This is a genomic window from Nonomuraea indica (genome assembly GCF_002850745.1).
Lineage (GTDB): Bacteria > Actinomycetota > Actinomycetes > Streptosporangiales > Streptosporangiaceae > Nonomuraea > Nonomuraea indica.
Genome location: NZ_PJOK01000068.1, coordinates 50,689 through 71,026, shown reverse-complemented (window position 1 = coordinate 71,026; position 20,338 = coordinate 50,689). Strand labels below are relative to the sequence as shown.

General features: G+C 74.6%; 12 protein-coding genes. 5 read left to right on the top strand and 7 right to left on the bottom strand.

The window, feature by feature from the left end; genetic code table 11:
• Positions 1-20: 20 nt before the first annotated feature.
• The gene (locus CXR44_RS39910) at positions 21-176 is read right to left on the bottom strand and encodes a hypothetical protein (RefSeq protein ID WP_180903891.1); all 156 of its coding nucleotides are present in this window, start codon (positions 174-176) and stop codon (positions 21-23) included.
• Between the two features lie 339 nt (positions 177-515).
• Here CXR44_RS39910 and CXR44_RS37550 point away from each other — a divergent pair, with 339 nt between their 5' ends.
• Positions 516-6,722: a non-ribosomal peptide synthetase gene (locus tag CXR44_RS37550; RefSeq protein WP_101790923.1), complete on the top strand. Its 6,207-nt coding sequence runs from the start codon at positions 516-518 to the stop codon at positions 6,720-6,722.
• Here CXR44_RS37550 and CXR44_RS37545 read toward each other — a convergent pair.
• The 6 genes from CXR44_RS37545 to CXR44_RS37520 all read right to left on the bottom strand — a co-directional run bounded on the left by CXR44_RS37545 (position 6,703) and on the right by CXR44_RS37520 (position 15,437).
• Positions 6,703-8,370, bottom strand: a complete 1,668-nt coding sequence (locus tag CXR44_RS37545; RefSeq protein WP_219602252.1) for a DUF885 family protein — start codon at positions 8,368-8,370, stop codon at positions 6,703-6,705. The genes CXR44_RS37550 and CXR44_RS37545 overlap by 20 nt on opposite strands.
• Positions 8,351-10,174 (bottom strand): asparagine synthase (glutamine-hydrolyzing), encoded by a 1,824-nt coding sequence (asnB, locus tag CXR44_RS37540; protein ID WP_101790922.1) that lies wholly within the window; start codon positions 10,172-10,174, stop codon positions 8,351-8,353. Before asnB ends, CXR44_RS37545 begins: the two co-directional genes overlap by 20 nt.
• Before the next feature lie 78 nt (positions 10,175-10,252).
• A complete protein-coding gene (locus CXR44_RS37535) occupies positions 10,253-11,146 on the bottom strand; it encodes an LLM class flavin-dependent oxidoreductase (protein ID WP_101790921.1) in 894 nt (297 codons plus the stop codon).
• 1 nt (position 11,147) lies between these two features.
• A complete protein-coding gene (locus CXR44_RS37530; RefSeq protein ID WP_101790920.1) occupies positions 11,148-12,353 on the bottom strand; it encodes a hypothetical protein in 1,206 nt (401 codons plus the stop codon).
• Between the two features lie 73 nt (positions 12,354-12,426).
• Positions 12,427-13,794 carry a DUF6002 family protein gene (locus CXR44_RS37525; RefSeq protein ID WP_101790919.1) on the bottom strand — a complete coding sequence of 456 codons (1,368 nt, stop codon included), beginning with the start codon at positions 13,792-13,794 and terminating at the stop codon, positions 12,427-12,429.
• Between the two features lie 143 nt (positions 13,795-13,937).
• A complete protein-coding gene (locus CXR44_RS37520; RefSeq protein WP_101790918.1) occupies positions 13,938-15,437 on the bottom strand; it encodes an argininosuccinate lyase in 1,500 nt (499 codons plus the stop codon).
• 157 nt (positions 15,438-15,594) lie between these two features.
• Between CXR44_RS37520 and CXR44_RS37515 the strand changes: the two genes are divergently transcribed.
• The 4 genes from CXR44_RS37515 to CXR44_RS37500 are packed head-to-tail and all read left to right on the top strand — an operon-like array spanning position 15,595 to position 20,338.
• Positions 15,595-16,872 (top strand): M20 family metallo-hydrolase, encoded by a 1,278-nt coding sequence (locus tag CXR44_RS37515; protein ID WP_101790917.1) that lies wholly within the window; start codon positions 15,595-15,597, stop codon positions 16,870-16,872.
• Positions 16,869-18,215, top strand: a complete 1,347-nt coding sequence (gene purF, locus CXR44_RS37510) for an amidophosphoribosyltransferase (protein WP_101790916.1) — start codon at positions 16,869-16,871, stop codon at positions 18,213-18,215. Before CXR44_RS37515 ends, purF begins: the two co-directional genes overlap by 4 nt.
• Positions 18,216-18,237: 22 nt before the next feature.
• Positions 18,238-20,151, top strand: a complete 1,914-nt coding sequence (locus tag CXR44_RS37505) for a non-ribosomal peptide synthetase (protein ID WP_144070227.1) — start codon at positions 18,238-18,240, stop codon at positions 20,149-20,151.
• On the top strand, positions 20,141-20,338 hold the full coding sequence (locus CXR44_RS37500) for an MbtH family protein (protein WP_101790914.1): 198 nt from the start codon (positions 20,141-20,143) through the stop codon (positions 20,336-20,338). The genes CXR44_RS37505 and CXR44_RS37500 overlap by 11 nt, the downstream gene beginning before the upstream one ends.

Here is a 20,338-nt window from a genome sequence, read left to right as displayed (position 1 = left end):
CGCCGTGACGGCGTGAGCCGTCAGTCCCATGCCGTGTTGCCGAGGATCCCGGCGACGACGGTCACCGGCGCGCCCGTGTCGCCGGCCGTCGCGATGGACTGCCCCGGCAGGGCCGCCGCGACCACGCCGAGCCCGCAGGACAGGAGGGCCAGGATGCGACTGAGAGCCGGGGTCATGACGCCACGTCCTTTTCCGTCGAGGTCCCGTCCTGGTGGGCGGGTCATGCAGGAAGCTAGGCGCCTGCCCTATCTCACGATCATCGGTCCGCCTCCGGTGGGGATGTCCGGCCGATACCCCGGCGATAGCGGAGCGCGCCACAGTGCGCCGCAAGGGGCCGGCCGGCCCGAGATTTCCGTGAACGGTGGGGAGTATGACCTCGTCGATGGTCCCGGCGGACGCCGGACTCGCCATCTGCGTGGCCCGCGGCGCCACGGCCGGTAACCGGCCCGCGGACGGCCGTGTGCAGCGCGTGACATCTCCCCGTACTCGATTCCGACCTACCGGGGCGCTTTCTGATGAGACCCTTCCCCGATCTGTTCGCCGAACGGGCTCGCGCCATGGGCGAGGCCGTGGCCGTCTCCTGCCGCGACGCGCGCCTGTCCTACCGCGACCTGCTCGACCGCGCCGACCGCGTGGCCGCGCACCTGGCCGGGCTCGGGGCAGGCCCCGGCCACCTGGTGGGCGTGCTCATGGACCGCGGCGTGGACCTGGTGGCGGCGCTGCTGGGCGTGCTGCGGTGCGGCGCGGCCTACGTCCCGCTGGACCCCTCCTTTCCCGGCGCGCGGCTGGCGTCGATGGTCGAGGACGCGGGGGTGCGGCTGATCCTCACCGACCGCGTCGGCTTCGACCTGGGTACGGCGCGCCCGGTGCCGTACGCCGAGGCCGCGGCCGGCGGCGCGACCACCGCCCCGACCATCGCCCCGGTCTCGCCGCGCCCGGACGACCTGGCGTACGTGATCTACACCTCCGGCTCCACCGGCCGCCCCAAGGGCGTGATGATCTCGCATCGCGCGCTGTCGAACCTGCTGCTGTCGATGCGGCGGCGGCCGGGGATGCCGCCTGGCGCGACGCTGGTCGCGGTGACGACGGTGTGCTTCGACATCGCCGCGCTGGAGCTTTTCCTGCCCCTGCTGGAGGGGGCGCACGTGGTCGTCGCCCACGGCGGCCAGACCAGCGATCCGGTGCGGCTGGCCGCGCTCATCGACGGCACCGGCGCGTCGGTCATGCAGGCCACACCCGCCACCTGGCGGATGCTCCAGGACATCGGCTGGCGCCCACCGGACGGCTTCACGATCCTGTGCGGCGGGGAGAAGCTGCCGCCCGACCTCGCGGCGTGGTTCGCCGGGCACGGCGGGCCCGCGTGGGACCTGTATGGACCGACCGAGACCACGATCTGGTCCACCACCGCCCGCGTGGGTCGCGACGACTGGGCGCCGGTGGCCGCGACCTCGATCCACATCCTGGACGCGGACCTGCGGCCGGTGCCCGGCGGCGGGGAGGGAGAGCTGTACATCGGCGGGCTCGGGCTGGCCCGCGGCTATCTCGGGCGGCCCGCGCTGACCGCGGAGCGTTTCCTGCCCGACCCCTTCGGCCCGCCGGGTGGCCGTCTTTACCGCACGGGGGACGTGGCACGGCGCCTGGCGTCGGGCGGTGTCGAGATCGTGGGGCGGACCGACCACCAGATCAAGATCCGCGGGTTCCGTGTGGAGGCGGGGGAGGTCGAGGCAGCCCTGGCCGCCCATCCCGCCGTCGCCCGCGCCGTCGTCGTGGCCCGCCCGGGACCGGCGGGGGAGGCCCGCCTGGTGGCCTATCTCGTGCCGGAGGCGGGGGCGGGGGTGGACCGGGTCGGGGTGGACCGGGTCGAGCTCCGCGATGTCCTGCGCCGCCGCCTGCCCTCCTACATGATCCCCGCCACGTTCGTCACCGTGGCGGCGCTGCCCCTGACGCTCAACGGGAAGGTGGACCGCTCCCGGCTGCCGGAGCCGCGGTGGGAGGAGCAGGCCGGGCCGGCGCTCGCGCCGCGCACGGCCGCCGAGCACATCGTGGCGCGGGCGTGGCGGGAGGTCTTCGCCCTGCCCGAGGTCGGGGTGGACGATGACTTCTTCGACCTCGGCGGCCACTCGCTCATCGCCACCAGGCTCGCCTCCCGGCTGCGCGCCGCGACCGGCGCCGACGTGCCGATCTCCGCGCTCCTGGCCGACCCCACCCCGGCGGGCCAGGCGCGGGCGCTGGCCGCGCTCGCCGGCGCGGGCGGGGGCGCGGGCGGGGGCGGGGGCGGGGCGGGGGAGATTCCGCGCAGGGGCGCCGTGGACGAGGTTCCGCTGTCGGCGGGGCAGCGCCGTCTGTGGTTCGTGGAGGAGGAGAGCGGCGTCAGCGGCCTGAACAGCACGCTGGCCGCCTACCGCGTACGTGGCCCGCTGGATGACGGCCGGCTGCGAAGCGCCCTGCAGGCGGTCGCCGACCGCCACGACGTGCTCAGGACCGTGATCCGCGTGCGGGACGGCGAGCCGGTGCAGCGGGTCTCGGCAGCGCGGGACGTGGCGCTGGCCGTGCACGACGCCGGCGGGTCGCCGCAGGTGGCCGTCAAGCTGCTGACCGAAGCCGCGGCCAGGCCCTTCGACCTGTGCGACGGCCCGCTCATGCGGGCCACGCTGGCCGTGGTGTCACCCGTCGAGCATCTGGTGCTGTTCCAGTGGCACCATCTGATCTTCGACGGCTGGTCGCAGGGGGTGTTCCTGCGGGACCTGGCCACCGCCTACGAAGGCGGCGCCCGGCCTGCGCCGCCGCTCCGGTTCGCCGACTACGCCCTGTGGGAGCGCGGCAGCGACCGTGAGGCCCACCTCGCCTACTGGCGCGGGCAGCTGGCGGGCCTGCCGGAGCAGGTCACCCCCTTGCCGGACCGGCCCAGGCCGGAGCGGCCCACCGGCAGGGGCGCGCACCTGACCGGCGCGATCCCGGCCGAGGTGATGGAGGGGCTGCGCGCGCTGTGCGCCCGCCGGCGGGTCACGTTCTTCGCCGCCGTGTTCGGCGCTTTCGCCGTGCTGCTCGGCAGGCACGCCGCCACCCGCGACGTCGTCGTCGGCGTCCCGTCGGCCGGGCGTGACCGGCGCGAGCTGGAGGAGCTCATCGGGTTCTTCGTCAACACGCTGGTCCTGCGGCTGGACCTGTCGCGCGCGCCGACCGTCGGGGCGCTGCTCGACCAGGCGCACAAGGTGGCGATGGAGGCCCAGGCCCGCCAGGAGGTGCCGTTCGACCGGCTGGTGGAGGAGCTGCGGCCACCCCGCCAGTACGGCAGGCATCCGCTGTTCCAGGTGATGCTCAACCTCGAGGGCGCCGAGACCGGGGCGCTGCGGCTCGGCGGTCTGGACACCGAGGAGATCGCCGTGGAGTCCGGGCTGAGCCGTTTCGACCTGGTGCTCACGCTCAAGGAGCACCGGTCGATGGCCGAGCTGGAGTACTCGACCGAGTTGTTCGACGCCGCCACCGCGGAGCGGCTGCTGGCCCAGTACCTGACCCTGCTGGGCTCGCTGGCCGCCGCCCGGCCGGAGGAGCGGGTCTCGGCGCTGACCCTGCGGACGCGGGCCGAGGAGGCACGGCTGGCCCGCTGGAACCGTACGGACGCGCCGTACCGGAAGGACGCCTGTGTCCACGAGCTGGTGGAGGAGCACGCCCGCCGGACCCCGGAGCGGACGGCCGTGTCCGCCGACGGGCAGGTTCGCACCTATCGGGAGGTGAACCGGGCCGCCAACCGCCTCGCGCACCGGCTGCGGGCGCTGGGCATCGGCCCTGACGATCTCGTGGGTGTCCTGCTGCCCAACGGGATGGCCGCCACGACCGCTCTGCTCGGCGTGTTGAAGGCGGGCGCGGCCTACGTCCCGCTCGACCCGGCGCACCCGGTCGAGCGGCTGGCGCGGATCGCGGCGGGCGTCCGGCTGCGTGCCGTGGTGAGCGACGCCGCGTCCCGTCCGGCGGCGCCCGCGGGGACGCCGGTCGTGGACGTGGACGGTGCGGGCCCCGACCACGACCCCGCGCCGCTCGCGTACCCGGAGAATCTGGCCTATGTCCTGACCACGTCAGGTTCGACGGGCACGCCCAAGAGCGTCGCCCTGCCGCACGACGCGCTGGTCAACCTGATCACCTGGCAGGCGAGGACGCAACTGCACGGCGTCCGCACCGCGCAGCTGGCCTCGCTCGGCTTCGACGTGAGCTTCCAGGAGATCTTCATCACGCTGGCCTCGGGCGGTGAGGTGGCGATCCCGCCCGCGGGTTTCCACGGCGACCCCGAGCGTCTGGCCGGGTGGGTGGAGGCGGCGGACGTGCAGCAGCTCATCACCACCCCGACCATGCTCGACCACCTGGCCCGCCGCTGGCGGCAGGAGGGGCGGGTCCCGGCGTCGCTGGCCGAGGTGACGGTGGCCGGCGAGCTGTTCTCGCTCACGCCGGCCGTCCGCTGGCTGCTGTCGGCCGCGCAGATCGCGCTGCACAACCAGTACGGCCCCTCGGAGACGCACTGCGCGATGGCCTACCCCTGCCCCGCCGAGCCCGGCGCGCGCCCGCCGATCGGGCGGCCCATCGCCAACAAACGCGTCCACCTGCTCGATGAGGAGCTGGACCCGGTGCCGACCGGCGCGCAGGGCGAGATCTGCGTGGGCGGTGTGGGGCTGGCGCGCGGCTACCTGAACCGGCCCGCGATGACGGCCGAGCGTTTCCTGCCCGACCCGTACGGCGAGCCGGGCGCCCGCCTCTACCGGACCGGCGACCTGGGCAGGATGCGGGCCGACGGGCAGATCGTCTACCTGGGACGCGCCGACGACCAGATCAAGGTCCGCGGCGTCCGGGTGGAGCCCGCCGAGATCGAGGCGGTGCTGATGCGCCAGCCGGGCGTGCGCGCCGCCGCCGTCGCGCTGCGCAGCCTGGGCGACGACCGCGAGGTGCGCGACCCGCGCCTGGTCGCCTACATCGTCGCCGACGCCGACGCCGACGCCGCACCGGACCCGGCGCGGCTGAGCGCGGCCGTCCGCCGGGAACTGCCCGCCTACCTCGTCCCGTCCCTGTACCTGCCGATGGCGGCGCTGCCCACCACGACCAGCGGCAAGCTCAACCGCGCCGCCCTGCCCGCGCCGGAAGACGCGGCGGGGGATGCGGCGGGGGCCGGGACGCGGCCGGGCAGGCCGCCGAGCACCCACGCCGAGCAGGTCATCGCCGCCATCTGGGCCGACGTCCTGGGCGTGGAGCGGGTCAACGCCGACGACGACCTGTTCGCGCTGGGCGGCCATTCACTGCTGGCCACGCGGATCGCGGCCCGCATGCGGGCGGCCTTCGGCGTCGAGGTCACCGTCCGGCACGTCCTGGCCGCCCCGACCGTCGCCGGGCAGGCCGAGGCGATCTCCCAGGTGCACGCGGACGGCAGGTCGCGCGAGCTGGCCGCCACCGTCAGGGCCGACCCGCCGCCGCTCTCCTCGGCGCAGGCCCGGCTGTGGTTCCTGGACCAGCTCCAGCCCGGCCGCCTGGACTACCACCTGCCGCAGGTGGTGCGGCTGCGCGGCCCGCTGGACGTCCGCGCCCTCACTGCGGCCCTGTCCGGCGTCCTCGCCCGCCATGAGACGCTCCGCACCCGCTACGCCGACCTGCGCGACGGCCCCGTGCAGGTCGTCGACCCGCCCGCGCCGTACGACCTGCCGTTCACCGACCTGGCCGGCCTGCCGCCGGCCGAGCGTGAGCGGCACGCGGCCGACCTGGTGGAACGGACCTGTTTCACGCCCTTCGACCTGGCGAAGGGGCCCGTCTTCCGGGCTGGGCTGATCCGCCTGGCTCCCGAGGAGCACCTCCTGGTGACCGTGGTGCACCACATCGCCTCGGACGGCTGGTCGCTGCGGCTGTTCGACCGCGAGCTGGAACGCCTGTACGCCGGGAGGGGGCAGCTGAAGGACCTGCCGGTCCAGTACGCCGACTACGCCACCTGGGAGGCGGGCGCCTCGTGGGAGCCGATGCTCGACTCCTTGGTGGCGGCCCTGACCGGGGTCCGCCCGCTGGACCTGCCGGCCGACCGGCCGCGCCCCCGCGTGTGGGACACCTCCGCGGGCCTGGTCCGCCGCCTGCTCCCGCGCGACCTGGCCGGCCGGGTGCGGGAGCTGGCCAGGCGGGAGTCGGTGACGCCGTTCATGGTGCTGTTCGCGGCCTACGCGGCGGTGCTGGCGGCCAGGAGCGGCCGGCGTGACATCGTCGTCGGCACGCCCGCGGCGGGCCGTGACCTGCCGGAGACGCAGGAGCTCATCGGGTGCTTCGTCAACACCTTGGCGCTGCGTGTCGCCGTGCCTGCGGAGGTGACCTTCGGTGAGCTCGTGGCGCGGGTGGGCGAGCGGGCGATGGCGGCGTACGAGCATCAGCGGGTGCCGTTCGAGCGCGTCGTGGAGCGGCTGTCGCCGCCGCGCGACCTGTCCAGGCATCCGATCTTCGACACGCTGTTCACCATGACGGCCCAGTCGTCGCTGGAGCTGCCGGGGCTGACGGTGACCGCGCTGCCCGTCGAGCCGCGCGGCACCAGCGTGGATCTGTCGCTGGAGGTGGAGGAGCGGCTCGACGGCGGGTACAAGGTCGAGCTGGAATACGCGCGGGCGCTGTTCGACCCGGCCACGGCCGAGGGGCTGGCCGAGCAGTACGAGGCGGTGCTGCGCTCCGGCTGCGCGCGACCGGACCGGCCGGTCAGCGGTCCGGGCCGGTAGCGCGGTCGAGGTCGTCGCGCAGGCCCAGATACTCCCAGCGCAGCAGCGCGATCGGCACGTTGCCGTTGCGCCACAGGTAGTCGTGCACGTCACGCAGGCGGAAGCCGTCCCGCTCGCGTGCCCCGGCCACCAGGCGCTCGATCTGGGCCTTGCCGACCTGGTAGGACAGCCCCTGGCCGGGGGTGGCGGCGAACCAGGCCGCCTCCTGCCAGGCGGTCGCGGCGTCCACCGACGCGCCGCGCGCCAGCCGCTGCGCGGCCTCGGCCAGCCCGATGGCGCCCGTGGCCAGCTCGACGTCGACCTCCACGCGCAGCGCGCGCAGGCGCATGAAGGTGCAGGCGATCCTGCGGGCGTGCGGGTTGGCGTCGAGCAGGCCGTGGTTGAGCAGCAGTTCCTCGTTGTAGAAGGCGACGCCTTCGTTGGGCGCCGAGTCGTGGTAGTGCCGGCGCACCGGTCCCGCCTGTGACCAGGACAGGGCGAGCTGCTGGTGGTGGGCGCCCTCGTGGATGATGCCCAGCAGCGGGTCCACCGCGTTGGCGTGGTGGAAGAACGGCAGGTCGGGTGCGGGTTCGGGGACGTAGCTCGTCGCGTGCTCGGTCAGCCGGGCCGGCGAGGTCAGGTCGTCGGTGATGCCGAGCCAGGCCAGCGGAGCCAGGTGGGCGGGCAGGGGAGCGGTGCGGTAGTGGGGTAGCCAGTCCGGCTGGGTGAGCAGGTCGTGCTCGCGGTAGAAGCGGCGGACCCGCAGCTCGGCGTCGCGCTGGGCCGCGACCTGCTCGCGGGCGTTGCGCGGCAGGGGCGGAGGCGGGCCGCAGCGTGTCTCCTCGGCGGCTTCGCGGGCGCGGGCGCGCTCGTACTCGCGCCGGCCGAGGGCGATCAGCTCCTGCGGGGTGTACGGCAGCAGCGCCACGCGGGACAGGAAGTAGCCGAACGCCTCGGCCCCCGCGCTGACCGGCCGGTCGTTGGGCGGCAGGCGGCGCAGGGCCGCGCGGTACTGCTCCAGCGCGCGGCCCGCCGTCGCCGCCGCCCTGCGGAAGCGGCCGGTCAGCGCGAGGGGCAGTGCTCCGGTCAGCTCGTCGGCGACGGTCGCCAGCCTGTCCCCGATGCCGTCCAGCTCCTGGACGGTGAGGCGGGTGAAGGCGTCCACGGCGTGCGGGCGGACGGCGTCGAGGCCGGTGGTGAGCACGGTGGGCACCGCGTCCAGATGGCGCAGCAGGTCCGCGCAGCGGGAACGGTCGAACGGGTGGGGGATCAGCAGCAGGTCGAAGACGGGACCCAGGGACTGGTCGAGGTAGAACCCCGGGTGGCGCTGCCACAGCCGCAGCTGGTCCAGCTCCCAGCGGGCGCGGGCCATCGCGCTGCCGAGCAGGCGCAGGTCGACCTCCGTGGCGGGCGACGGTGGCGGGCCGGACGCCGTCCTGGCCAGGCGGGCCTCCATCCCGCCCAGTTCGGCGCGTTTGCGGCGCACGTCGGCGGGGCTCCAGCGGGGCAGCCATCCGGCGGGGCGTTCGATGCGCGGGATGTCGTCGCGGGTGCGCGGCTGGTGCACCGCGCGCCAGGCCCAGAACCGGGTGGCCAGCTCCAGCACGGGATCGGCGGGCCGGTCCGCGCGGGTGGCCGCCGGGGCCGGGTCAGGCGGCCAGTTCGACACCGTAGGCCCGCATCCACGCGTCGGTCTCGACCAGTGGCAGCAGCATGTGCGCCGTGTCGGCGAACACCATGGTGTCGCGTTCGCTGCCGGCCAGCGCCCGCACCCGGTCCAGGTCCAGCGCCTCACGCAGCGGCGAGTCCGGGTCACGCAGGAGGTCACGCACCTGGGCGCGTACGGCGTCGCCGTATCCGGGGTCGTGGCTGGCCGGGTAGCCGCTCTTGGCCCGGCCGAGCACCTTGGCGGGCAGCACGTCGCGGACGGCGGCGCGCAGCAGGCTCTTCTCCCTGCCGTCGGCGGTCTTCATCGCCCACGGCACGTTCCAGACGTACTCCACCAGCCGGTGGTCGCAGAAGGGCACCCTGACCTCCAGGCCGCTCGCCATGCTCATCCGGTCCACCCGGTCCAGCAGGTACGCCAGCGGCCCCTGCATGCTGAGGTAGAGCACCTCCCGCATCCGCGCCTGCAGCCCGTCCTCGCCGTCGAGCCGTGGCACCCGCGCCAGGAGCGTCCTGTAGCGGTCCCGCTCGACCTGGGCGGGGCGCAGCCGCCGGCGCAGGCCGGGGGCGAGGCAGTCGGCCAGCCTGGGGGCGTCGCCCAGCCAGGGGAAGGTGTCGCGCCACACCACCGTGGCGTCGAAGAACCACGGGTAGCCGCCGAACACCTCGTCGGCCGCCTCGCCGGACAGCGCCACGGTCGAGCGGCGGCGTACGGCCTGGAACAGCAGGTACATCGACTCGTCGAACTGGCCGAGCGTCGGCAGGTCCCTGGCGCGCAGCGTCACGTCGTGGACCCGCGCGAAGCCGCGCGGGTCCAGCACGACCTCGGTGTGCTCGGTGCCCAGGTGGTCGGCGGCCAGCCGGGCATAGGGGGTGTCGCGCTCGGGGCGCAGCGCGGTGGGGCGGAAGTCGGCGTCGGCGCCGACGAAGTCCACCGAGAACGAGCGGACCGGTTCGGGGGCGGTGTGCCGCTGGGCCAGGGCGGTGACGGCGCTGGAGTCCAGGCCGCCGGAGAGCAGCGTGCACAGCGGCACGTCGGCGCGGAGCTCGTGGGCGACGATGTCGTCCAGCAGTTCGCGTACGGTGGCCACGGTCGTCGCGGCGTCGTCGGTGTGCGGGCGGCTGACCAGCCGCCAGTAAGGCGTCTGATGCGTGCCGGACCGGTCGGCCACCACCGTGTGGCCCGGCCGTACCTGCTGCAGCCCGTCGAGTGGGGTCTCGCCCGGCATGGTCAGCCGGGGGTTGAGCAGGATCGGCAGGGCCTCCTCCCGTACGCGGGGGCGGAACAGGGGGTTGGCCATGATGCCTTTGGGTTCGGAGGCGAACAGCACACCCTGCGGGTAGGGGTGGAAGTACAGGGGTTTGACGCCCATGCGGTCGCGAACGAGGATCAGCTCCTCACGCCGGGCGTCCCACAGGGCGGCGGCGAAGATGCCCACGAGGTGGCGGGCGAAGTCCGACCCCCACTCCAGGTAGGCGCAGAGCAGGACCTCGGTGTCCGACGCGGTGCGGAAGCGGTGGCCGCGCACCATCAGCTCGGTGCGCAGCTCGCGGTAGTTGTAGATCTCGCCGTTGTAGGTGAGCACGACCGGCAGGCCGGGCTCGCCGCACAGCGCGGTCATGGGCTGGGCGCCGCCGGCCGGGTCGATCACGGCCAGCCTGCGGTGGCCCAGGGCGGCGTGCGCGCAGGTCCACACGCCCTCGCCGTCGGGGCCTCGGGCGCGCATGGTGCCGGTCATGGCCGCGACGGTGTCGCGTTCGAGCCGCAGGTCCCGGCTGAAATCCACCCAGCCCACGATGCCGCACATGCTTCCTCCTCGGTCGGATCGCTCGGTCGGATCGCTCGGTCAGGTCGCTCGGTCAGGTCGCTCGGTCAGGTCGCTCGGTCAGGTCGCCGCGCCGGGCAGGCGGGGCAGGATGTCCTCCGCGACGCGCTCCAGCACCGCCAAGCTGGCCGCGAACGGCGGCTCCAGCCGGGGGAAGGGCACCACGAGATCGGTCATGCCCGCCTCCCCGTAGCGGTGCAGCGCCTCGGCGAACGCCCCGGCGGAGGCGAGTGGTGAGCGGTCGCGGTTGGCCACGACGACCATCCGGGCCAGCGTGTCCGGGTCGCGGCCCAGCTCCGCGCAGGCCGCCCGGACGCGGGCGGCCTGCTCCGCCACGATCCGCGGCGTGACGACGGGCGCCTGGCCCGGCCTGGCCAGGCCGTTGGTGACCCACACGTCGGCCAGGCGGGCCGCCAGGCCGATGCCCCTGGCGCCGGTCGCCGCGACGGCCAGCGGAAGCCGGGGTTTCCGCCGGCAGCCGGGTTCCATGAAGACGTCGTGGGCGTGGTAGAAGCGGCCCTGGTAGGTGGTGTGACGCTGACGCAGCAGCAGGTCCACCAGCTCGGCGAACTCGGCGAACCGCGCGCCCCGGTCAAGCGCGGGCCGCTGCTGGAGGACCTGCGCGTCGGGGCCGGCCGCCCCCGCGCCCAGGCCGAGGGTGAAGCGGCCGCAGGAGATGTCGTCGAGTGTCATCGCCTCCTTGGCGAGCACCACGGGATGGCGGAAGTTCGGCGTGCACACCAGCGTGCCCAGCCGCAGCCGCGTGGTGACGGCGGCGGCGGCGGCCAGCGTCGGCACGGCGGAGAACCACGGCTTGTCCCGCAGGTCACGCCAGGTCACATGGTCGAAGGTCCAGGCGTGCGCGAACCCCATCTGCTCCGCCAGCCGCCACGTGGCGGCCGAGTCGGCCCAGCGCTGGGCCGGCAGGATGATGACCCCCACTCGCGTCGCCATGTCACACCCGCGCGGGCAGGTCCGCGGGCGCGCCCGCCAGGAAGGCGTCCAGGTCGACGAGGCGCTGCCCCGCCAGGCCGGGTGTGCGCCACCTCAGGCCGGTGCGGGCGGGGCGGTCGGCGTCGTGGAAGTAGGTCGCGTGCAGCCGCCCGCCCTCGTCGAGGGTGATGGCGGGGTTGTCCACGAGGAAGTCGCGGAGCGCGGGGGTGTCGCGGCGCGCCCGCAGCCACAGGCGTTTGCCGCCGAAATGGTCGGCGGGAAGGGTCACCCGCGGGTGCAGCTTGCGCTTGTACTGGAAGATGCCCTTGCTGAGGAAGGGCTCGCAGCCGGACAGGTTCACCGCGCTGAGGCCCTGGCGGGCGGCCCACTCCAGGACCCCGACGTACAGGCCGAGGTAGGTGGGGGAGCGGTAGTGGCCCTCCGCGCCGTCGAGCACCCCGGCCAGGCGGATGACCAGTGTGCGCGTGGCGGGTTCGTAGCGGCAGAGCATGCCCGCCACCCGCCGGCCGGCCTCGGTCAGGAACAGCAGCGCGCCGTGGCGGAACAGGCAGTGGTAGGCCACCGACGGGGACTCCGAGCGGGCCGACTCGCCGTGCCGCGACGCCATCGTGGGCAGGTGCATGCGCCGGTAGAAGTAGGCGAAGTCGGCGTCGGCCGTGCCCGGGACCACGTTCCAGGCCCTGCGCTCGCGTTCCCTGGCGTACTGCTGGCGGTCCTTGCGTGACACGCGCCGCCGTACGGCCTCGGGGCCGTCGTGCACCGGCACGACGAGGCTGAGCCGGAAGGGCAGGAGCAGCGCGCGGTCGGTGGGCAGGGACAGGGCGCGTCGGTGTGAGCAGCCGACCGCGATCAGGTCGGCGTCGGGGGCGGCGGCGTCGGCGGCGATCTGCCGCCACGTCGTCCGTCCCGTGGTCCGTCCCGTCGTCCCCGCTGCCGTCCCGACTGTCGTCCCCGCTGTCGTCTGTTCGGTTCGGTGCGCGGCGGCCGGTCCCGCGCGCCGCTCCTCGAGGAAGGGCAGCAGGTACGTCAGGCCGTCCGGGTGTCCGGCGTAGGCCAGCGGCAACGCGCCGGACGCGTCGCGGGATACGGTGACCGGCGGTCGCAGGGCCCCTGCCGCGTCCACGAGCCGGTGCGCGCCGCCGACCAGCGGTCCCGAGCCGGTGCGCCAGACGTAGTGTCCCTCGGCCCACCAGCCGTCGAGTCTCATGCTCCGGCCGGCCGGGCGCTACGGTGGATCATCGAGTCGATCACGCGCGGGCCTCTCCTCCCTGGACGCCGGGTCATCCGGCCGCCGCGGCCATGAGCAGCTTGACCAGCTCGTCCTCACCGTCCACCGGCGTGGTGTCGTGCTCGGCCAGCGGCGGCAGCACCGCGTCGCTGTAGAACCCGGAGGCGTGCACGATCACGTCGGTGCCCGGGGCGAGCAGGCCACGCTCGATGCCGGTCAGCGCCCCCGCGAGCGCCTTGACCAGCGACCACTCGCGGATGTCCGCCGGGTCGCCGGGCAGCTCCACGCCCGCCTGGCGGGCCAGCGCGCGCACGGTGTCGTAGCGCTGGAGGCATTCGTACCTCGACACCACGACGCCTCCGCCGCCGAACTCGCCGATGATGCGGTTGACCTGCGGCGAGGTCACCGGAGCGCGGGTGTAGAACGTGGCGTCGATCTCCTCGGCCGGGTCCTCGGTCACCGAGGGGAAGGCCGGGTCGGCCGACTGCCGCCACAGGCCGCCGTCGGCCTCGTAGCGGGGCAGCAGCGTGCGCGCGGTGCCGCCCTTGGTCAGGCTCAGCACCATGTCGGGGGTGGACAGCTGCTGGATCAGGAAGAACCCTGGATGTCTGGCGGGCGCGGGCAGCGACTGGGGCCGCCGCTCGGTCAGGACGCGGTGGCCCAGGTGGTAGCCGAGCAGGCCGTAGGCGCTGGAGACCGCGTGGGCGTGCACGCGTGGCCGGCTGTCGGGGGTGATGGGCATGAGTTCGGCTTCGGCGAACGCGCGTGCGGCGTCGGCGATCCGGTAGTTGTCCAGGTCGAGCGTGTACCACAGGCGGAACCCGGTGTCGGCGTGGATGGCCGCGCCGTACGCCTCCACGGCCCGCTGGCTCAGCGGCTTGACGTCGCCGGGCGTCTGGACGCGGGCCAGCGCGATCGGGTTGGCGGCGCTCAGCGCCGGGTCCCGCGACAGCGGGCAGGCACGCAGCTTGCCCCTGGAGCGCTCGGGGACGACGATCACCACGCGCAGTTCGTCGGGTGTCACCAGGCCGTGCGCGTAGGCGCGGGCCACGGCGTCGCGCAGCGCGGTGCCCTTGTTGCCCGAGGTCGGGGTGACGATGATCAGCCGCTCGCCGGTGGCGCGCACGTGCGCGGCGGCCCGTGCGACCATGAGCAGCGAGGCCGGGGTCTTGGTGGTCATGGTGCCCGGGTTGCGCATCAGGTCGAGCAGGAACAACCGGCGGCCGTCGCGCTCGCCCAGCGGGGTGAGCGACATGTCCGAGACGTCGTAGAAGGCCGTGAGCCGCTCGTCCGGCTCCGGCAGGTCCAGCGTCACCGGTGGCGGCGCTGTGGCACGCTCGCTCCGCACGATCTGCGCGGCCTGCCGCAGCAACGCGTGATATCGCACGAGGACGTTGGTCATGATCTGGTCGTCCGTCAACGCCAACCACCCTTTCGCCGGATTCGCCGGAGTATCCGGGGGTCGCCCGGAGTCCGCGTCGCCACGCAACTCCACCGGCCTATCGAGGTCCTATCCGCACGGCCCCGCCTCCCCGCGACGGGCGCGCCGCGGGCGGCCCGCCGCTATCGGCCGCCTATCGGCGGGCCTTCCCCGAGCAGCCGGTCCACCTCGGCCGGCGCCGCCCGGTGGGTGGCACGCAGCCGCTCCCAGTCGCGCTCCAGCCCGGCCAGCTCCGCCCGCTGCTCGTCGAGCAGGCTCGCGACCGCCTCGGGCTCCGGCGACCCGGGACCGCGTCCGAGCATCCGCCGCAGGTTGCCGGAGTCCCGCAGCAGCCCCTCGGCCTCCGCCACGCTCACCCCGTACGGCGCGGCCAGTGCCGCCAGTCCCTGCGGGTCGGCGTCGAACGGCGGCCGCCCGGCGGCCACGGCGGCGGCGATGTACCGTCCGGCGATCACCTGCGCCTCGCGGGCGGGCACGCCCGTCCGCAGCGTGAGCAGGTTGGCCAGGGTGAAGCCGCCCAGGTACTCCCGCTCGCAGGCCGCCCGCATCACCTCGGTGCGGAAGCTCAGCCGCTCCAGCACCAGGCGCAGCAGGCGGAAGAGCGAGGCCGCCCCGTCCAGCAGCGCCGTCAGCGCCACCCCGCCCTCCTTGGCCACCTCGACGCTGTTGCCGTACGGCGTGGCACGCTGGCACAGGACCGCGTCCAGGTAGTGGCCGCTCAGGTGGGCCGCCCGCCCCCTGACCCGCTCCAGCAGGGGGAAGTTGCGCTTCTGCGGCATCGCCGAGGAGATTCCCGCCAGCTCGTCGGGCAGGTCCACGAAGCCGTGCCCGCCCCCGCTCCACGTCATCAGGTCGGTCACGAACCGGCTCAGCGTCACCCCGGCCGTGGACAGCTCGGCGCACACCTCCAGCACCCAGCTCCTGGAGGCCACCGCGACCAGCGTGTGCGGCTGGGCGGCGGCGAAGCCCAGCAGCCGGGCCATGCGCGGGCGGTCCCACGGCAGCTCCAGCCCGGTCATCGCGCCCGCGCCGAGCGGCGACAGGTCCAGGCCGGCGTAGGCGTCCCGCAGCCGGGACAGCGTGCGCAGCAGGTGCGTGGTGAGCGCGGTCAGATAGTGCGCGGGCGTGGTGACCTGCGCCGGCTGCAGGTGCGTGTACCCGGGCATGAGGTCGTCCAGGTGCCGCGCCGCCGTCGTCTGCCCGGCGCGCACGCACGCCGCGACCAGCGCCGCGAGCTCCAGCAGCCGCTCCTTGCCGTACAGGAGTTGCGCGCACGCCTGCAGGTCGTTCCTGCTCCTGTCGACGTGCCAGCCGGGCGGGGGCGCCTCCTCCAGCAGGGCGAGCACCCGGCTCTCGATCGCGAACACCATGTCGGTCATGGCCGCGCCGGGATCGAGCCCGGCGGCGTCCACCTTGGACAGCGCGGCGCCGAGCCGTGCGGCCTGGGCGTGGTCCAGCACCCCCATCCGCAGGTACTCCAAGGTCAGGACCTTCTCCGCCAGGACGTACCACGGCAGAAGGCGCTCGGCCTCCATGCGGAACTGCGGTTCGAGGATCTCCTCCCGCAGCAGCCGGTCGGGTGGGCTGCCGATCCTGCCCGTTAAGGCCCTTTCGCCCTTCATGTCCGCCTCCACTGTCCCGCCTCCCGTGTCGCGCCTCCCGTGTCGCGCCGGAGTCACGCCAGCGTGCCGATCGGCGCTATCACCAGGCTTTTCCGCCCCGGCGACCGGGGATAGCCGCCCGATAGGTGGCGGATAGGGGCGATCGCAGACTGGGCGTGTGCCAGCGACGACTGAAGCGAATCCCGGACCGGCCATCGACGGAGCGCGCCTGCTCGGCCGCCTCAGGCGGCTGGCGGAGATCGGCGCCGACGAGCGGGGCGGCGTGACGCGCCTGGGCTTCAGCCCCGAGGACCTGCGAGGCCGTGACTACGTGGCGGAGGAGGCAGCGCGCGCGGGCCTGTCGGCGCGGGTCGACGCCGCGGGCAACCTGATCGTCCGCGGCCCGCGCCGGGGCGGGCGGCCCGTGCTCATGATGGGCTCGCACCTGGACACCGTTCGGCACGGCGGCCCCCTCGACGGGGCCTACGGCGTCCTGGCGGGTCTGGAGGTCCTCCAGCAGCTCGCGCCGCGCGAGACCGCGATGGAGCCGGTCCTGGTCGCCTTCGCCAACGAGGAAGGCGCCCGCTTCCCCTGCCCGTTCTACGGCTCGCTGGCCGTGACCGGCCGTCTCGACCGGGGCGCGGACGAGATCGCCGACGAGCGCGGCGTCACGCTCCGCGAGGCCCTGCGCGCCTGCGGCGGCGACCCCGAGGCGCTGGAGTCGGCGCGCTGGCGCCCCGGCTCGATCGCCGCCTACCTCGAACTCCACATCGAGCAGGGACCTCATCTGGAGACCACCGGAACCACGATCGGCGTCGTCGGCGGCATCGTGGGCAGGACCGTGCTGGACATCGAGGTGCGCGGGCAGGCCGGGCACGCGGGCACCACCCCGATGAAGGCCCGTGCCGACGCGCTGGCCGCCGCCGCGCGGGTCGTCCTGGAGGTCGAGAGGCTGGCCGGCGACGACGGGCGTTGCGCCGTGGCCACGGTCGGCAGGCTGAGCGTGGAGCCGGGCGTCACCAACGTCATCCCCGGCCTGGTCAGGATGACCGCGGAGCTGCGCGACGGCGACCGGGAACGGCTGCGCGCCGCCGAGGAGGAGCTGGCGCGCCGGCTGGCCGCCGTCGAGGGGTCGGGGGTGCGGGTCACGGCCGAGGTCAGCGACCGCATCGCCCCGGTGCCCACCGATCCGGTGCTGTGCTCGGTGATCGCCGCGGAGGCCGGTGAGCTGGGCTACTCCCACTGCCCGATCTTCAGCGGCGCCGGGCACGACGCGCAGATCGTCGCCGCGGTCGCGCCCATCGGAATGATCTTCGTGCCGAGCCGGAACGGGGTCAGCCACGTGCCCGAGGAGTTCACCGCCGACGCCGAGCTGGTCGCCGGCGCCCGGGTGTTGCTGGCGGCCGCCTGGCGCTGCGCGCGTACCGCTGCCCCGGCCTGGGGGCGGATCCGATGATCAGCGGTGAGGCGGGGGAGGAGTGCGGCGTCATCGGCGTGCTGGCGCCGGGGCGGCCGGCCGTACCGATGCTCCTCGACGGGCTCTTCACGCTCCAGCACCGGGGACAGGAGTCGGCCGGGCTGGCCGTCTGGGACGGCGGTGACGACATCGAGACCAGGCTCGGCATGGGCCTGGTCGGTGACGCGATCGGCGGCCAGGTGGACGGGCTGGGCGGGAGTCTCGGCATCGGCCACGTCCGCTATTCGACCTCGGGCGCCTCCTCGCTGGCCAACGCCCAGCCCATCCGCGGGCGGCGGCGCGGGCGGACACCCTTCGCGATCGCGCACAACGGGAACCTGACGTGGGTGCCGGGCCCCGGCGGGTCGGACACGCGGCGGCTGGCCACGCTGCTGGCCGGGGTCCACCGGCCGCTGGGCGCGGCGATGGCCGACACGCTGCCTCTGGTGAGCGGGGCGTATTCGCTGGTGGCGATGGCGGACGGCACGCTCTACGCGGCCAGGGACTCCTACGGGTTCCGGCCCCTGAGCATGGGGGTGCTGGAGGGCGGCGGCTGGGTGGTGGCCTCGGAGACCGCGGCGCTGGACGCGCTGGGCGCGGAGTTCGTGCGGGACGTGGAGCCGGGGGAGATCGTCGAGTTCGACGTGCGCGGCACGCGGTCCTACCGGTTCGGCGGCGGCCGGTCGGCGCTGTGCGTGTTCGAGCACGTGTACTTCGCCCGCCCCGATTCGGTGATCGACAAGCGGCCGGTCTACGAGGTCAGGCGGGACTGCGGGGCCGCGCTGGCCCGCGAGGCGCCGGTCGAGGCGGACCTGGTGATGCCGGTGCCCGACACCGCGCGGATCGCGGCGCTCGGGTACGCCGAGGAGAGCGGGATCCGGTACGCCGAGGGACTGGTCCGCAACATCTACGTCAGCCGCACCTTCATCCAGCCGTCGCAGGCGCAGCGGCAGGGCGGGGTGCGGCTCAAGCTGCGTCCCGTCGAGCACGTGGTGGCCGGGCGCAGCGTGGTCGTGGTGGACGACTCGATCGTCCGCGCCACCTCGGCCAGGCAGGTGGTCGCGCTGCTGCGGTCGGCGGGCGCGACCCGGGTGCACGTCAGAGTGGCCTCGCCCGCGGTCAGGTGGCCGTGCTTCTTCGGCGTGGACATCAGGGTCGGCGACGATCTGGCCGCGCGCCACCGTACCGCCGAGGAGATGGGACGGCTGGTCGGCGCGGACTCGCTGGCCTACCTGTCCGCCGACGCGCTGGTGTCGGCCGCGCGGGGGTCGATGGACCTGTGTACCGCGTGCTTCACCGGCGACTATCCGACGGCCGATAGCCGAAGGGAAGCGACTTGGTAGCGCGGATGTGGATGGTCGAACCGTGACAGACACGACATGGACGCCGGGGCTCGTGCACCGGCCGGTGGAGGAGCAGGCGGCCCGCGCTCCCGGCACAGTGGCCGTCACCATGGCCGGCACGACGGCCGGCACGACGGCCGGCACGACGGCCGGCACGACGGCGGGCCCGCCCGCCACGGCGGCCGGCACCGGAGGCCCGCCCGGCCTTGAGCTGACCTACGGGGAGCTGGAGCGGCGGGCCAACGGCCTGGCCACGGCGCTGCGCGAGCTGGGCGTCGGCCCCGACCGGCGGGTCGCGGTGATGCTCGACCGCTCGCCCGGCCTGGTCGTCGCGCTGCTGGCCGTCCTGAAGGCGGGCGGCGCCTATGTGCCGATCGATGTGGAGGCGCCACGCGCCCGCGTCGAGCAGATCCTGGAGCGCTCCCAGGCGGTCGCGATGTTCTCCGCGCCGCGCCTGGGCGACTTCGGCGTGCCGCGCGCCCCGCTGGAGGCCGCGCCGGCCGACCGGCCGCCCGAGGTGGACGTGCGCCCCGGCCACCTGTGCGCGGTCTACTACACCTCCGGCACGACGGGCGAGCCGAAGGGCGTGGCCTGCACCCACGAGGGCTGGTCCATCAGGATGGCGTGGATGCAGCGCAGCCATGGCCTGCGCGCCGGCGAGGCCGTGCTGCACAAGACGACGCTCACCTTCGACGACTCGGCGGTGGAGGTGTTCTGGCCGCTGTCGGCCGGCGGCCGGGTCGCGCTGCTCGGCCCCGGCGAGCACCGGGACCCACGCGCGATCATCGAAGGGGCCGTCGCCGGCGGCGCGGTGCATCTGCAGTTCGTGCCGAGCATGCTGGAGCAGTTCCTCGACACGCTGACCCCCGCCGACGTCGCGCGGCTCGCGTCCGTCCGCACGGTCCTGTCCAGCGGTGAGGCGCTCAGACCCGAACTGGTGCGCCGCTTCCGCGACGCGTTCGGCCACGCGGTGCTGCTGGAGAACACCTGGGGCGCGACGGAGGCCTCCATCGACTCCACCCGCCACGTCTGCGTCGAGGAGGACGGCCTGGCCGAACGCGGCGCGGTCTGCCTCGGGCGGCCGATCGACGGCAACAGCGTCCACGTCCTGGACGGCGACCTCACACCGGTTCCCGCGGGCGAGCCCGGCCAGCTCGCCATCGCCGGGCCGTCGCTGGCCCGCTGCTACCTCGGCGATCCCCGGCGCACGGCGGCGGCCTTCGTGCCGCACCCGACCAGGCCGGGCCAGCGCGTCTACCTGACCGGCGACCGCGGCGTGGAGCTGCCTGACGGGTCGTTCTCCTACCTGGACAGGCTCGACCGTCAGGTGAAGATCCGCGGCATGCGCCTGGAGCTGGAGGAGGTCGAGACCGCGCTGCGCCGCCACGAGGCGGTGGCGGACGCGGCGGTGACGGTGTGGGAGCCCGAGCCCGGCGACCGGCGGCTGGCCGCCTACGTGGTGCTCGGCCAGGAGGCGACCCCCGACGGGCTCCGCGCCTTCCTGGGCGGCCTGCTGCCCGCGTACGCGGTGCCCAACGCGGTCGTGACGCTCGACGCGCTGCCCCGCCTGCCCAACGGCAAGCTCGACCGCCGCGGGCTGCCCGAGCCGCTGCCGGGGCCTTCCGCCGGATACACCGCGCCGGGGTCGGTGACCGAGCGGGTCGTCGCCGACATCTGGCAGGACGTGCTGGGCCTGCCGAGGGTCGGCGCGCACGACGACTTCTTCGCCGTCGGCGGCCACTCGCTGCTGGCCACCCGGGTGGTCAACCGGATGCGGCACGCCTTCGACACCCACATCCCGCTGAGCCTGCTGTTCGAACACCCCACCGTCGCGGCGCTGGCCGAACAGGTGGAGCGGCTGGTCGCGATGGAGATCGCGGCGATGGACGACGACGAGGTGCTGAGCCTCGGCGAAGGAGGGTCCCATGTCCGATGACCTGTTCAAAGTGGTCGTCAACCACGAGGAGCAGTACTCCATCTGGCCCGCGCACCGGCAGCCGCCGGCCGGGTGGGACGAGGAGGGGACCGTCGGTCCCCGGCAGGACTGCCTCGACCACATCGAGCGGGTCTGGGTGGACATGAGGCCGCTGAGCCTGCGCAACCGCATGGACGAGCCGCGATAG